Consider the following 16,372-nt stretch of genomic DNA (forward strand, 5'->3'; position numbering starts at 1 on the left):
TCTTTTGAAATTTACCAGATTTACAAAGTATGAATTGAAGAAGAAAATAAAAACCAATCAAATGAAAATAAATACACTGTATGATAAGTGATTATAGTGTATTTATATCTTCACTTGTTTTGCTTGATTATTGTTGCTTGGCTCTTTTTCGGTACATTTTTGTTTCTTATTTGTTCCTTAATCTCGGCTTTTATTTGTAGTTTTGCAGCAGAAATAACGAGTAAAAGAGGAGGAACTATGCCACGAATAAAAAAGCCTGCAAAAGTCAAAGAACCTATCCGTCTTCGGATGAAAGATTTAGCAAACGGAAACAAAAGTCTGTATTTGGATATCTATCGGGACGGTAAACGGACATATGAGTATCTGAAGATGTATCTTATCCCCGAAACGGATAATAATGCCCGTGTGCGGAACCAAACGACTATGGCGGCAGCTAATGCCATCAAATCGAAACGGATCATTCAACTTACCAACGGCGAAGCGGGTATCGAAACCCGTGAAAAGGTTTTTCTTCTGGACTGGATGGAAACCTACAAAGAGAATCAGGCGAAGCGAGGAAAGAAAGATGGAAACCAAATCCAAGTTACTATCCGCATCTTGGAAGATTATGTTGGAGAACGGGTAACGATGGATCAGATCGACAAGGCGTTCTGTCAAGAGTATATTGACTATCTGCTGACGGAATATCGGCCAAAGGGCAAGCGTGTATCGAACTTTACGCTCCATACCTACTACCGCATTCTGAACGGAGCTTTAAATGCTGCCGTGCGTGCGGAGATTATAAAAGTCAATCCTTTTACCAAAATCAACAATTCGGATAAAATCCGTCTGCCGGAGAGTAAGCGGTCGTATATGACCATCGAAGAGGTGCGGGCACTGATTGCTACTCCGATGAAAAACGAGGCCGTAAAACAGGCTTATTTGTTCTCCTGCTTCTGCGGACTGCGGATAAGTGATATTATCAGCTTGAAGTGGAAAGACGTGTTTGTCGATAGAGGACAATACCGTTTGGCTGTATCCATGCAAAAGACCAAAGAGTCGATTTATCTGCCACTTTCCCCCGAAGCCTTGAAGTGGATGCCGGAACGTGGAGAGAAGACATCGGAAGACCATGTATTCGATTTGCCGAGCCCAACGATGATAAACACGCTTCTCAAACCTTGGGCGAAAGCGGCTGGAATAGATAAGAGGTTTTCATTTCACACGAGCAGGCACACGTTCGCAACGATGATGCTGACGCTCGGTGCAGACCTCTACACGACCTCGAAACTGCTCGGCCATGCCGATGTGAAGATGACACAGGTGTACGCCAAAATCATCAATCAGAAAAAGGACGATGCAGTCAATTTAGTAAACGGATTGTTCGACTAAAGTTTACCAGCCGCGCATGCATATATAATTCAGTTTACTTTAGTATTTATATATAAGGGAGAAAAACTAAAGTAAACCGTTTTCGTGCAAATAACTGAAAAGAAAATTGGAGACTGTTCAGTTGTTCGAAACTGCACCTAAAACTGGGATGTCATTGCTCGGACGGTGGTGTTGAAAGACCAATGAAAGACAAACAAGATATAACCCTGTTCTTGTCGGATGAGGCAACACTATAAGGGGCAAATTCTTTCTTATCCCTCTTGTCGGATACCTACTCGACACGAACAGGTATAGGCTAAATTCTCCGATATGCGCAAAACACTCTGCCTATCCGTTTGCCGCTTTATAATCACCTCGATAGCGGACAATCTCATCGCTGCTGCTTGCAGATTGTATGGCAACCCTCCCAACGACGTAAGGCGATTGGGGTATTAGGCTCCCCAGAAGGGTTTATTACAGGCATACGGGCAAGCCCGAACTAAAACGGCTTTGGCGAACGTCTAATACCTACTATGAAGTCAGAGATTGGGAATTTTTCAATGAAAATGCCATAAAAGAGTATCACTGCAATAGTGCGCTTTTTAAATCTAGTACAAAGTCTAAATAATTATACGCCAAATTTCCAATCAAAATAAAGCTAAAATTCCAAATATAATTCCGTCATTTTTCCAAATAATCTTCGAAAACGAATTGAATTACAAAGAAATGTGCTATTTTTGCATAAAAAACACAATTCTATGGAATATAAAAATCGAATAGCAGATCAACTGCTACGTGATAAATTAGAGGCAATGGGTGCTGTGTTGATAGAAGGCCCCAAGGCTTGTGGCAAAACAACTACAGCAGAGCAACAGGCCAAAAGCATTATTTATATGGATGACCCTACCAAACAGCAGCAATACAAACAGATGGCGCAAACAAATATTAGCTTTTTGCTTGAGGGGGAAACTCCTCGTTTGATTGATGAATGGCAGGAAGTACCTCAATTTTGGGATGCCATCCGATTTGAGGTAGACCATAGAGGCGAGGATGGACAATTTATGCTTACGGGGTCTGCGGTACCTGCTGACGCCAAAGATATTCATCATACAGGTACTGGAAGATATGGATGGCTTACTATGCGCCCTATGAGTTTATGGGAATCTGGAGACTCTACTGGTGAGATAAGCTTATCGGATTTATTTCTTATGCCGGATAAAATAGGGGCTTTGAATAAACTTACACTGTCTATGCTCGCATTTATTGTTTGTCGCGGAGGATGGCCGAAAACTTTGCTAAAGAAAACGGAAAAGGCCGCACTGTTGCAAGCGACAGAATATTATAAAGCCATTACAAATAGCGATATATCACGTGCTGATAATGTGAAACGTGACGCAGAACGGGCCAAGAGAATTATGCGGTCATATGCCAGACACCAAGGATCTCAGGCGAGTATCGCTACAATCCTTGCCGACATATCGACAAATGAGCCGGAAAGCGTTAGCGACGAAACAATAGATTCTTACCTTAATGCTTTGCGTAAAATATTTGTAATTGAAGATATGCCGGCATGGAACCCCAATTTGAGGAGTAAAACTGCTATTCGCACATCGGATACAAGATATTATGTTGACCCTTCAGTGGGAGTAGCTGCACTTGGTCTTGGTCCCAATGATTTGATTAACGACCTGAATACATTCGGACTGTTTTTTGAAACAATGTGTATTCGGGACCTTCGGGTTTATGCAGATGCCTTGGATGGTTCAGTATATCATTATAGAGACAAGAACGGTTTGGAGTGCGATGCCGTGGTACACCTTCGTAATGGCTCGTATGGTCTTATTGAAATAAAATTGGGTGGAGACAGGTTAATTGAGGAGGGCGCAAAAACATTGACTGCACTTTCGAATATCATAGATACTACACGAATGAAAGCGCCTGCTTTCTGTATGGTACTGACAGGCGTTGGTGACTTTGCGTACAGGCGGACAGATGGAGTGTATGTAGTGCCAATTGGATGCTTGAAAAATTAATTATAAAATTCAGAGTTAAACTATTGATTAGACCAACACATTAATTCGTAGGCTTATTAGTGGAATTAATTCTAGCGGATGTTAAAAGCGACAAATCACACTCGGTTTTTATTGAAGAATCACTAATTTCATCAACGATATAAAAAAATAACTCATATGTCATTAAAACCAATTATCTTAAAAGGGGAACAAAAACGAGTTTTATTTTTGCCAGCAACTGATCCTATTCAAATTAAAGGAGTTGCAGGTAGTGGGAAAACAACTGTCGCATTGTATCGAGCAAAGCATTTACTCGATACTTATGCAAATCTATTTAACGAAGCAAAAGTTGCTATTTTTACATATAATAAAACTTTGGTAAAATATATTAATGCCATTGCTCCACAAATATCGGGAGGATATCGACCAGATACAGATGAGATAAAACCGACTAAACCTAAAGGGTTGAATGTTTATATAACGAGTTTCCATAAATGGGCATATCATTTTATAGAACAAAATGGGATCCCTCTACATGATATTGTTGATAATAAACGAATATACAAGACTATTTCAGGAAATTTTCAGTTAAGTGTCATATCTAGGATTAAAGCAAAATATTCTTCTCATGCCATTTCTAATAAATCTGTTGAGTTTTTCAGTGAAGAAATTTCTTGGATAAAAGGGAAGGCATTTCAATCAAAAGAAGAATATTTCGATGCAAAAAGAACTGGTAGAGGAACTAGCGATAGAGTTACAAAGTCAGATAAAGAAATAATTTGGAGCATCTTTGAAGACTATAATAATCAGCTTAAGACAAACGTGCAAGTAGACTTTGATGACTATGCCTTACTCTGTTTGAGAATATTGGATTCAAAACCTAATTTAGAGAAACCTTTTTCCCATATTATTATTGATGAAGCGCAAGATTTGAGTAAAGCTCAAATTCTTGTTATTTCACGACTTGTATCTGATGAAACAAAAAGTATTTCTGTGATTGCTGATGCTGCACAGAGAATTTATAAAAGTGGTTTTACATGGAGTGAAGTTGGTCTCAATGTACGAGGTGGAAGAACAATAGAACTCAAAAAGAATTATCGCAATACTGTGCAAATAGTTAAAGCGGCTCTCTCTCTTTTGGAAAAGGAAAATGATAAAAGCGATTTTACAACTGTTGAAACTGCAAGGAGTGGAAATGAAAAACCAATAGTCGGATATTTTGAGAATAAGAATGAGCAAAATTTATATTTATTAAAATCATTAAATCAATTAAAGACAAATAATAATATTAGCTCAACAGTCGTGCTTCATCGAAGCCGAAGTGGCCTAAATGAAATTCAGTCATTTTTAGAGGGAAATGGATATGACACACAAATATTATTAGACTCGGGAGAGATCGATTTTGAAAGAGAGTCTATTAAAATCTGTACACTATCATCTGTGAAAGGGCTTGAGTTTGACAATGTTTTTATTATAGATCTGAATGATGATATACTTCCTTATCCTCCAGGATTCAATGGAGAAGATGATGAATTACATATTTCTACAGAAAGACGTTTGTTGTACACCTCGATGACAAGAGCTAGAGAGCGATTATATCTTTTATCAAGTGGGGTGCCCTCTAGATATTTGACTGAAATAGATGAAAATTTGCTCGTAAAAGCCGACAATTAATAAAGTATAACATTCATATTTTGTGATTATGCAATTAAAATTAGACCATACTGCATTTGAAAAAGAAATAGAAGAGAGAGGAATTGAATATTTGATACATTTCACTCCAACCATAAATCTTATGGGTATTTTTGAACAAGGTAAATTACTTTCTAGAGCATTGCTTGAAGAATTCGATGTTGCTCAAACTGATATTCGTGACTATGTTGAGTTTACTGATGATATAAGATTTGATGATAAGAATTACATCAATCTCTCAATACAGCACCCTAATTCGTTTTTGTTTAATCGCTTTAGAGAAAAAACAGCAAATGAAAGCCATATTTATTGGTGTGTTCTGAAAATAGACAAGAAATATATTTATCGCCAAGATACTTTATTTTCAGTAACAAATGCTGCAAATAGTTATAATAAAAGGAATGTAGGAGTAACAGGTGATATTGATAAATTTCGAATGATGTTTACACCATCTTTGACTGTCGTAACATCTTATAATTCAAGAGTAATTTCACGGGGAACTTTGAAATCTAAATATCCCACGGATGAGCAAGCTGAGGTTTTAGTAAAAAATGAAATACCTGTATCTGATATTTTACAAGTTTGTTTTAGAGATGCCAATGATTTAGCGGCAGGAAAAGCTGCACTAAGTGGTTATAATACCGATAATTTTGTAGTAGATACTTCACTATTCATTAATTCAAGAATATAATATGAAACCTGAAACAAAATATAAAGGGAGCATTAAATTGTCGGCTATTGGAGATGCTTTGGGGTGGATGACTGAGTTTGAAACAAACACGCAATCGCTAAAAGAAAAATTTGGAAATGCTCGAATTGAAGAGTTTCATACTTGGGAAAAAAAAGTTGGTGGTAGATTTTATGGTTATGTAGATATTATCGAAGCCGGATCCTATTCAGACGATACGCAATTACTTCTTTCTGTTGCACGAAGTATAAAAAAAAACGGAGAGGTCGATCATAACTATTTTGCAAAAGTTGAACTTGCAAATTGGTTGACTTATGCGAGAGGTGGAGGTCGAACTGTAAAGATCGCTGCTGAAAAGATTAAAAGGAAATCAGTTACATGGTTCAGTAATTTTTATACATACAAAACGAATGGTGGAATTCTAGATTATAGGCAAAGTGGTGCAAATGGTGCTGCAATGAGGATTTTACCTATTGCGTTAGCTAATCTTGGAAATGTCGAAAAAATTAAAGAGGAGATTTTCTGCAATAGTATAATAACTCACGGACATCCAAGAGCGATTTTGGGTGCAATGTTATATGGTTATGCTATTGACCAAATTATAATTTTTAGACCAGAAGATTTTAATTGGGAAAATTATATTATTCGAATAGGATTAGATTTTCTTCAAAAATTTGACCTTGCATTTACTAATAGATATGAAATAAAAGAATGGATTAAAGAGTGGAATAAATTAAGTGATATAACGTTTGAGCGTCTTTATTCTGAAATAATAGTAGAAACACAGAATTATCTGAGATTTGCATTTCAAAGCATCAAACAAAATCTATCTGTAAAAGAAACACTGACGAAATTAGGGTGTTTTAACCAAGCTACAAAAGGATCTGGGACTTCAACTGTTATCGCTGGAATTTATTTAGCTGCAAAATTTCACGATAAGCCACTAAATGCAATTATAGAAGCGGTTAATGCATTAGGCTCTGATACTGATAGTATTGCAGCTTTTACAGGTGGACTTATAGGAGCGTTACATGGCAATAGCATAATCCCCAATAAATGGAAGTCAGTCCAAGATAATGACTATTTAGACAAAATTGCAGAACAGCTTTTATCTATTTCTGAGGATAGATTTATAAGTGTTCCATTTACATCGAATTCTAATCTGCAATCATTGAATAACATACATAAAGATGATTTTTCTTTGAATACAGAAGTAGAATTCATTCCATTAGGTAGAGGGAAAATCACTTTTATAGACAAACAACCTACTCTAACAAAGGGTAAATACAATCTGATACTTGGGGTTCATTTTGACAACGGTCAAAGTATTGTGGTATCACAGCTATTTGATACATTAGAGAATATAGATAACAATGTACACAAAAACAATGATGTTGAAGTGTTGCTTCAAATTGCAGAAAATAAGCTCCGCCCTAAAGCATTTGAGAAACTAAATGAATATGTTAACAAGCAAAAGAAAATATCAAAAGAGCAGCTTGATATTATGATGACGATTCTAATAAATGAAAAATAGGGTTGCAGCGAAAAGAAAAATACGAGCTTTACTTTATTCCCGTCTCATATATACGCTCATTAAAGTAAAGTCAAACAAAGGGTAGAAAAAGAGATGGCTGCGCCAAGACTTATTGGCTTCAGCCATTTTTCTTTTGGCTGCACTGTTGAAGAGGTAGAAGCTACGAAAATTCAGTTTAGTTTAGTCGGTTAGCTCTATATATAAGCTAAACCAAAGTAAACTATATTTATATAGGCATATTTGCTTTTCAGTATGCCTATGACTTAAGGTAAGAGGAAGTTAGGTGAAAAATAAAGGTGGCCTACGAGAAATTGAGATCCTTTTTCTTTTTTGGCTGCAAGTATGTTTACCAATAAATATTTCTCGGAACAGAGAGAAGAACAACCCACTGTAAAGTTCGGACTCCTTATGCAAACAAGTGAAGGGAATGAAACCTAATGAAAATAGAAAAGGTCTGAATTTGCTTTAATTGATGATTTTGTTTCTGTATTGTTCCTTAATTCGAGACAAAAAATAACAAACAATTCATTTATAAATATTTAAATATTTGTATATCAAAATTTACCAGATTCCACTTTTAGGACGTTCTGCGAACGTTATGTCTATATATCAAGAAAGAAGGAAAAATACCCCTTCTTTTCCCAAACTCATATTTTCGTTCCAAATATAGGAATTATTCTAAAAATCACGAAATATCCGCCCGGATAATCTTCCCGTCAAGGATTGGAAAGGGTATAGTGTTTCACGACGGGCTTTCAGGAAAGCATCTGACTATTAGTGACTATACATGACTATGCATGACACGGGAAAGTTACATCCCACTTTCCTCACTATCTTGCACCCGAAATCATTAAAAGAAATAAATATGGAACTGACAATTATCGAAACAAGCGCTTATCTGGAATTAAAGCGGCAGCTCAGCACGTTGTCCGTGCAAATGGAGGACCTCGTCCGGAAAATGGCTCCACCGGCTCCGGACAAATGAATGGATGCGCAGGAGGTATGCCTGGCGTTGGGAATCTCGAAAAGGTGTCTCCAGGCTTACCGTGACAGGGGACTGGTTCCCTGCTCACATATCGGCGGAAAATATTTCTACCGTGAGACGGACATACAGCAAATCCTGGAAGAAGGACTAATCAAAAACAGAAAATAACGGATGGCGGAAATCATTACCAGGGATTCGGAGGAGTTCAAGGAACTCACCGGATGGATCAGGAGATGCGGAAAGGCACTGGAAAACGCGACGGCACGAATCCGTCCGGGCATAGCCGACGAGCATTATCTCACGGGAGAGGAAGTCTGCGAGAAATTGCATGTATCCAGAAGGACACTTCAGGCACTCAGGGACGAGAAGGCAATCCCGTATACTTCCATTACCGCTGCAGGAGGCAAGCTGCTATACCCGGAAAGCGGACTGTACGAGGTACTGAAAAAGAACTATAAGGACTTCAGGCGATACGCCGGATAAACAAACGGTGCGTATTCACACAAAAAAACTCCTTCGGCCGGATCCGAGGCTGAAGGAGTTTCTTTATATAAGTTTCGGGGCTTAGTTGGCCAGCCGGTACGTGTCACCGATCTTCATACACAGCCTGTCCGTATCTTCCCCGACTTTCGGATTGATCAGCTCGGCATAAATCTGGGTGGAAAGAATGGACTTATGTCCCAACACCTTCTGCAAGGTTTCCAACGGCATCCCCTTTAAAATGGCCAGAACGGCAAAGGTATGGCGCCCGATGTGCGGGGTTATCTCGGTCGAGCAGCCGCATTTTCTGGTCAGAACCCTCAGACTGGATGCCATGGTCTGGTATTCGCCTACGGGAAACACCTTGTCAGGAGAACTTTTCTTTTCATTGTCCCCCCTGTACCTCTCGACCAGTTCGATGGCGATAGGAAGCAGCTTCACCACGTAGGCCACGCCGGTTTTTATACGGTTGCCCATCAGCCATGTACCACCCTCGGAATCCGTATGGATATTCTTGTACGTGATCTCCTTCAGATCCGCGTACGCCAGACCTGTGAAGCACATGAACAGGAACATGTCACGGATAGCCCGCTGGCGCTTGTAATTCAACTTGACATGGATGACGCTTTGCAAGTCCTCCTCGGTGAGGAAAGAACGCCGCTTGTATTCGGGCAGGCAGTCGAAACCGATGAACGGGTGAAGCCTTATCCAGCCTCTTTCCTGGGCGGTATACATCAGCCATTTCAGGGTGTTGACCCGGCCGAAAGCCGTCGAGCTCGCCAGGGCGCATGTCCCGAGCATCCAGTTGTAATAGTCCTCGATGAACTTCTTGTCAAGCTCGGCGATGGCTATATCCTCGATACGTCTCTTCTCTTTGAGGAAAAGCTGCAGATTCTTGTAGTCGGCCACCAGCCCGCGATAGGTGCTTGCCGCCTTTTCCTTGCCTATCTTTTCCTTGTAGGAGGCAAGCTGCTCCCTGAACAGTCCCATAAGGGTGTGATAATCGTCCCCGAAACCAAGATAGCGGTTGTAGACACTTTTGGCTGTCACCAGGCTGTCATGGTCGCAGACATACTGGTAATGCCTTGTGATCTGGGCCTTGATATTGTCAAGCTCCTGGTTCAGCCGTCTGGCCTCGTCGGATTTCCCTTTCGCCCTCTTGGCCTTGGCATCCCATAATGCCAGTGAAACTTCCCGCTTGCAACTGAAGCAGGCGGTGGTCTTGTTGATGGTTATACGTCCCATAATGGGCACCTTGCCATCTTTCAACGATTGGTTCTTGGTGTAAAACAACACGGAAAATGTACTTCTCATAAACTCGCTTCTTTTAGTTACAAAATTAATAAATATCGAGCTTTTTGAAGTTATGAAAAGTAACGCAATGCATTGAAAAATAATCGTTTATATTCCTTGAAATATCCGTATTCGCAAGGTAACGGATAAGTAACGGAAGTCGCAGCAAAATATGCCCCATAATGCCCGCTTTCTCTACCAACAACCCAAAATAGAAATTAATAACTATTTGATTGTTAATTGGTTTTCGCTACCTTTGCAATTTGTGAAAAAATACTTAGTTTTTCTTAGGAAAACATATATGTTTTAAAAACGATGCTTTCCGGCTAAAGGAAAGAGGTATTGTTCGTTTGTCCGGAGATAGATTAGGGATGGTGTCGCTTGCTTTTGCCTTTTACACCATATGTGCAAAATATTAGAGCTTTTTGGCTTTTGCGTATCGTGTTTATCTGTGTTTGTAATTAGTTCTAAAAGAACTCAGTGCATTTCATATCGGTGTCAAAGATATGGAAATTTTCCATCATCCTGTTATTTTCTGCAAAAAAATGCATAGAAGTCTCTTTTTTAACATTTTCTCCATTTGAGTCATACTGATATTGTGCTGTTCATCAGCAGAATGAATCTGCTGTAAATATATGGATCTATAAAAATAGATAAATAAAAAACCGTGGTCGAATTATAATCTATTTATTAATAAAAGTAAATCAAATCTATTGTATATTTTAATTAATTGTTGTATGATGTAGGTTTTGCATTGTAATATATTGATAATTAGATGATTTAAACTATAAGAAAAATTTGTATTCGAGTAAAAGCACCTGAGTTCTTTTAGAACTAATATCATTTTACACGCTAAAACGCGAAAATATATAGAACCTGTTTGTTTCATTGAATAAAATTTAGTACAAAAAGCGGAGTGTTTCTTTAAATTTAATAAAACGCGAATTTATGTTGAAAAATTTTAAACCCATCAGCTTAATCTTGCTGGCCGGAGCATTTTCTTTCCCGAAAGGAGCTTGGGCAGTACCGGCTATAGCCGGAGAAAGCCTGAACGTTTCCCAACAAAATGGAAAATGTTCAGGTGTTGTAGAAGATGAATTCGGCCCTGTTGCCGGAGCATCGGTAATTGTGAAAGGAACCACAAACGGCATCATGACCGATATGGATGGTAACTTTACTCTGGAAGGTGTAAAAAAGGGAGATATCATCCAGATATCTTTTATTGGTTACACGACTCAGGAACTTCAGTATACAGGACAACCTACTCTTCGTATCAAATTGACAGAAGACACCCAGAAATTGGATGAAGTTGTTGTTGTTGCATTCGGCACGCAAAAGAAAGTAAATGTAACCGGAGCTGTTTCGTCTGTCGGCGCAAAAGAACTTTCTGCCCGTCCGGTGAATTCGACAATCGACGCACTACAGGGAGTTGTGCCGGGCATGAACATCTCAACCAGTAATGCCGGTGGTTCTTTGAATGCAGATAAATCATTCAATATTCGCGGTTCGGGCAAGATCGGAGATTACGGGTCGGCTCTTACACCTTTGGTCTTGATTGATGGCATGGAAGGTGACATAAATGCGATCAATCCGCAAGATATCGAGAATATCTCCGTCCTGAAAGATGCCGCTGCTTCTTCAATTTATGGTTCCCGTGCTCCGGGAGGCGTTATTCTTGTAACGACCAAAAAAGGTAAAAGCGGAAAGGCGAACATCAACTATAACAACAACTTCCGTTTCAACTCTCCGTTGAACATGCCGCATATGGCAGATTCTTATAGTTTCGCTTTGGCTGTCAACGATCAGATAGCCAATACGGCTAATGCCGGTGCGCCTATGTATAGCGCGACGAAATTGCAACAGATTTTAGACTACCAACAAGGAAAAGGTTCTCAGTATATGTGGGATCTTAACGGACGTTGGAACTCATTCGATGATCCCAATCGTCTGGATATCATGCCTGCCGCAAATACAGACTGGCTCCATGAGTTATTCGGAAGCAGCTTTACCCAAGAACATTCGCTCAGTGTGAACGGAGGTTCTGAAGCGATGCAATATTATCTGTCTGCAAATTATTTGGATCAAGGAGGTTTGCTGGAATATGGAGATGACGGTAAAAAACGTTACTCTTTAACAGCTAAAGTCAATGCCGATCTGACTAAATGGTTGAAAGTGGGATATAGCATTCGTTTTAATCGTTCGGATTTCGAATCGCCTTCATTCGCCAATGCCGGTGCAAGTGACGTACATTCCAACGTGTTCTATTTCGATGTTTGTCGTTATTGGCCGGTAATTCCGGTTGTGGACCCTAATGGCTATTATACCGCTGAATCAAAGATTTACCAGCTGACTACAGGCGGACGTTATAAAACCCAGAGTGATGTTTTGGCACAACAATTGCAATTCCTGATCGAACCGATAAAAAATTGGAAAACGACTGTAGAATTGAACTACCGTTCAAACTATAATTTTGACCACACGGATTATCAGACGGCCTATGCTTATGATGTGAGTAAAAACCCGTATGCCATAGCAAATACGACTTCAGGCGTAAAAGAATATGGTTATAAGAGTAATTTCTTCAATCCGAATATTTTTACCGAGTATAGCAAACAATTGGAAAGCGGACATAATTTCAAGGTTATGGTCGGTTTCCAAAGCGAGTTGTTTAAAGAACGTCAGATTACGGCCCGGCAGGATGGAATCATGGCAGGAGTTCCGACGTTGAATACGACATCCGATAACTCACGTTCAAGCGGAGGTTATGCAGAATGGGCTACAGCCGGTTTCTTCGGTCGCGTTAATTACGACTATAAGGGACGTTATTTGGCTGAGGTAAACTTGCGTTATGACGGGACGTCTCGTTTTTTGGCAGACCAGCGTTGGAACTGGTTCCCTTCTTTCTCTGCAGGATGGAATATTGCCCGTGAAGATTTCTTCGAAGATATGACAGATCTGATCAGTACGTTGAAAATACGTGGATCATGGGGAGAATTGGGCAATCAAAACACGGAGAATTGGTATCCGTTCTATCGGACCATTACCTATAAACAGAATGATGGAAAGTGGCTGGTTAATGGACTTAAACCGAATACGGCAGCCGAATCGGCTTTGGTTTCCGCTTTATTGGGATGGGAAAAAACGCAAACATTAGATATTGGTTTTGACCTTGCCATGTTTAATAACCGTTTAAACGTCAATTTCGATTATTTCCAGCGTAAATCCAAAGACATAGTCGGACCGGCTCCTGAATTGCCTAATATCTTAGGTACAAAAGTTCCGAACGTAAACAATCTGGACATGACTTCCAAGGGTTGGGAGGTCATGGTTACATGGCGTGACCAGATCCGGGATTTCAGATATGGAGTAACATTGTCTCTTTCGGACAACCAGGTTGTTGTAGATAAATACCCGAATCCATCGAAAGACCTTGGGCAGAAATATTATAACGGTTCTCATTTAGGTGAAATCTGGGGCTATCAAACGATTGGGCTTGCCAAAACAGATCAGGAAATGCAAGATCATTTGTCTAAAGTGAACCAGTCTTCCTTGGGAAGCAATTGGGGCGCAGGAGATGTCATGTATGCAGACCGTAACGGAGATGGCGTTATCAATAAAGGCGATAACACTGTAGCGGATCATGGCGACCAGATATTATTGGGGAACTCCACTCCGCGTTACAATTTTGGTTTGAATTTGGACGGGGCATGGAAAGGTTTTGACCTGAAAATATTCTTGCAAGGTACGATGAAACGTGATTATATGCCTTCTGATGGAGCTATGATGTTCTGGGGATCTGTTGGTTATTGGCAGACAAACTTCTTTGAAAGCCATTTGGACTATTTCCGTCCGGCAGATACCGACAGTCCGTTAGGCGCCAATGTCAACGGTTATTATCCGCGTCCGGTACAGGATACAAAGAACCGCCAGGGGCAGAGCCGGTATTTACAAAATGCGGCTTATTGCCGTTTGAAGAATGTGACGTTAGGATATACGTTGCCTGTACAGTTGACAAACAAATTCTATGTGAGCAATTTGCGCCTGTTCGTTTCTGCGGAAAACCTGTTTACGATCACGAGCCTGGTAGATACTTTCGATCCTGAGACAATTGGCGTAGGTGACTGGGACGGATGTACTTATCCTCTGTCAAAAACCTTCTCGTTCGGTTTAAGTGCAACTTTTTAAATAATAGGAAATTATGAAGACATATATAAAAGTATTAACAATTGGGGCATTCATAATGGGGGGCCTGACAAATTGTAACGATTTTCTTGACAGAGAACCGTTAGACAAAGTTACTCCCGAAAAATTCTTTAATGCAGAAAGCGATTTAGCGGCGTATGCCATTAATAATTATAAATTTGAAACGGTAACCGACAGCTACGGAATCAATTTGTTCGGGTTAGACAACAATACGGATAATCAAGCAGGTACGGGCGATCCTAATTTCTGGATTCCCGGATTGAAGCAAGTAGCTTCTTCCGTCGGTGATAACGGTTATAAATGGGAAGATGTACGATCCTGCAATTATTTCTTTGATAACGTGTTGCCTAAATATGAAGCAGGAGAAATCAGCGGGAACCAAGACAATGTGAGACATTATATTGGCGAAATGTATGTCAACCGTGCTTATATTTATTATCAAATGCTCGTAAAATACGGAGATCTGCCTATCGTCACGACAGCACTGCCCGATATTGAAGATGAATTGATGAAAGCATCGGAACGTCAACCCCGTAATAAGGTGGCGCGTTTTATTATCGAAGACCTGAAAAAGGCAGAAGACTTGTTGTTGAATACGGCTCCGGGAGGCAAGAACCGCATCAGTAAAAACGTTGCTTATCTGCTTCATTCACGTGTCGCTCTTTTGGAAGCGACTTGGGAAAAGTACCATCAGGGAACAGCTTTCGTTCCGGGAGGCAATGGCTGGCCGGGCAAAGATGCACAAGGTTACAATGCTGATGCCGAAATCAATTATTTCTTGGATGAAGCAATCGCTTCTTCTAAAATAGTCGGTGATCAGATGGTCGGTAATTTGGCAAACAACACGGATGCTGCTGAAGGTATGGATGCCAATATGAATTCTCTGAATCCTTACTATACCATGTTCTGTGATGAGAATATGGAAGGATACGATGAGATTCTGATGTGGAAGAAATTTGACGAAGCATTGGGTGTCACCAGCAACCTGCAGATGGAGTTGGAACGTAACGGCGGAGGTTCGGGTTGGACACGCGGTATGGTCAATTCTTTCTTGATGCGTAATGGTTTGCCTATTTATGCAAGCGGTTCCGGCTATAATAAAGATTGGGAAAAAGAAGGAGTGAATGCTACCTTGCAGGATCGTGATTCGCGTATTGTGATCTTTACGAAAAAGCCGGGTGATGTGAATTTCTATCAACCGAACGGAACGCCGGCGCTTTGTGAAATCAGTTTCATATATGGAGATGCAGGAAGTCTGGCTACAACCGGTTTCATTATCAAAAAGGGTAAACACTATTCCAACCATATGGCTAACGACCATAGCGCCGGGACATCCGGTGGCATCGTATTCCGTGGAACAGAAGCGATGCTGATTTACATGGAAGCAAGCTATGAGAAAAACCGTGTGGTCGATGCTACGGCCGGTAATTATTGGAAAGCTTTGCGCCGCCGTGCCAATGTTGACGAAGATTATAATAAAACGATTGCCGCAACTATCATGTCGGAAGAGGCAAAAGGTGACTGGGGAGCATATTCGCACGGACAGTTGATCGACCCGACCCTATATAACATCCGCCGTGAACGTCGTAACGAGCTTTGTGCCGAAGCGTATCGTTGGACCGACCTGAAACGCTGGCGTGCATTGGACCAGATGAAGGTAAACCCTTATCGTATCGAAGGTATGTTGTATTGGGGTAGTGTCTATGAAAAAGAACTGGCTCATCTTTGCGTCGTAGACCCGGCGAAAGGAAATATGTCTGCGCCTGCATTAAGCAATTATATTGTTCCTTATGAAAAAACAGCCAATAGTGATATAGCTAAGCAATCAGGCTTTAAGTTCACACCTGCTCATTATTTGGAACCGATCAGTGTCGATGTCTTCCGTCAGACTGCCGTAGACAAAAATGATTTTTCGAGTGCGGTTATCTATCAGAATCCGGGATGGGGTTATCAAGCCAGTATGGGTGCGACGGAAGTCGAATAGGAAGTATTGGTTTTAATAGTTAAATCTTTTTAGGGCCGGCGGCTGTCTCTGTAGGGGAGAGGGCCGGCGGCTTTTGTTTTTTGTGGCTAAATCTAAAAAACGCCTCTTGAAAAGTTAAATACAAAACAACTTCTCTTTTTTTGTGTTACAT

10 protein-coding genes are annotated in these 16,372 nt (G+C 40.3%); 9 read left to right on the plus strand and 1 reads right to left on the minus strand.

Annotated elements, in window-relative coordinates; translation table 11 throughout:
* Window positions 1-237 precede the first annotated feature (237 nt).
* The 7 genes from BQ9893_RS00880 to BQ9893_RS00910 all read left to right on the plus strand — a co-directional run bounded on the left by BQ9893_RS00880 (window position 238) and on the right by BQ9893_RS00910 (window position 8,744).
* On the plus strand, window positions 238-1,371 hold the full coding sequence (locus BQ9893_RS00880; RefSeq protein WP_075964314.1) for a site-specific integrase: 1,134 nt from the start codon (window positions 238-240) through the stop codon (window positions 1,369-1,371).
* A gap of 737 nt (window positions 1,372-2,108) precedes the next feature.
* A complete protein-coding gene (locus BQ9893_RS00885) occupies window positions 2,109-3,383 on the plus strand; it encodes an ATP-binding protein (protein ID WP_075964315.1) in 1,275 nt (424 codons plus the stop codon).
* A gap of 156 nt (window positions 3,384-3,539) precedes the next feature.
* Window positions 3,540-5,036 (plus strand): UvrD-helicase domain-containing protein, encoded by a 1,497-nt coding sequence (locus tag BQ9893_RS00890; protein ID WP_075964316.1) that lies wholly within the window; start codon window positions 3,540-3,542, stop codon window positions 5,034-5,036.
* A 28-nt stretch (window positions 5,037-5,064) separates the two neighbouring features.
* Window positions 5,065-5,745: a DarT ssDNA thymidine ADP-ribosyltransferase family protein gene (locus tag BQ9893_RS00895; RefSeq protein ID WP_075964317.1), complete on the plus strand. Its 681-nt coding sequence runs from the start codon at window positions 5,065-5,067 to the stop codon at window positions 5,743-5,745.
* A 1-nt stretch (window position 5,746) separates the two neighbouring features.
* On the plus strand, window positions 5,747-7,276 hold the full coding sequence (locus BQ9893_RS00900; protein ID WP_075964318.1) for an ADP-ribosylglycohydrolase family protein: 1,530 nt from the start codon (window positions 5,747-5,749) through the stop codon (window positions 7,274-7,276).
* A 985-nt stretch (window positions 7,277-8,261) separates the two neighbouring features.
* Complete coding sequence (locus BQ9893_RS00905) at window positions 8,262-8,429, plus strand: helix-turn-helix domain-containing protein (protein WP_048928529.1); 168 nt, start codon at window positions 8,262-8,264, stop codon at window positions 8,427-8,429.
* 3 nt (window positions 8,430-8,432) lie between these two features.
* A complete protein-coding gene (locus tag BQ9893_RS00910; RefSeq protein WP_075964319.1) occupies window positions 8,433-8,744 on the plus strand; it encodes a helix-turn-helix domain-containing protein in 312 nt (103 codons plus the stop codon).
* A gap of 81 nt (window positions 8,745-8,825) precedes the next feature.
* On the opposite strand, the gene BQ9893_RS00915 is transcribed toward BQ9893_RS00910, so the two are convergent.
* Window positions 8,826-10,055, minus strand: coding sequence for a site-specific integrase (locus tag BQ9893_RS00915; RefSeq protein ID WP_075964320.1), 1,230 nt, complete (start codon window positions 10,053-10,055; stop codon window positions 8,826-8,828).
* 927 nt (window positions 10,056-10,982) lie between these two features.
* Between BQ9893_RS00915 and BQ9893_RS00920 the strand changes: the two genes are divergently transcribed.
* Together BQ9893_RS00920 and BQ9893_RS00925 are read left to right on the plus strand one after the other, a co-directional pair.
* A complete protein-coding gene (locus BQ9893_RS00920; protein WP_081415334.1) occupies window positions 10,983-14,219 on the plus strand; it encodes a SusC/RagA family TonB-linked outer membrane protein in 3,237 nt (1,078 codons plus the stop codon).
* Between the two features lie 13 nt (window positions 14,220-14,232).
* Entirely contained in the window at window positions 14,233-16,221 is a 1,989-nt protein-coding gene (locus BQ9893_RS00925) for a RagB/SusD family nutrient uptake outer membrane protein (RefSeq protein WP_075964321.1), read from the plus strand.
* The last annotated feature ends 151 nt before the right edge of the window (window positions 16,222-16,372 follow it).

It is taken from the genome of Parabacteroides massiliensis (assembly GCF_900155425.1).
In the GTDB taxonomy this organism is placed as follows: domain Bacteria; phylum Bacteroidota; class Bacteroidia; order Bacteroidales; family Tannerellaceae; genus Parabacteroides; species Parabacteroides massiliensis.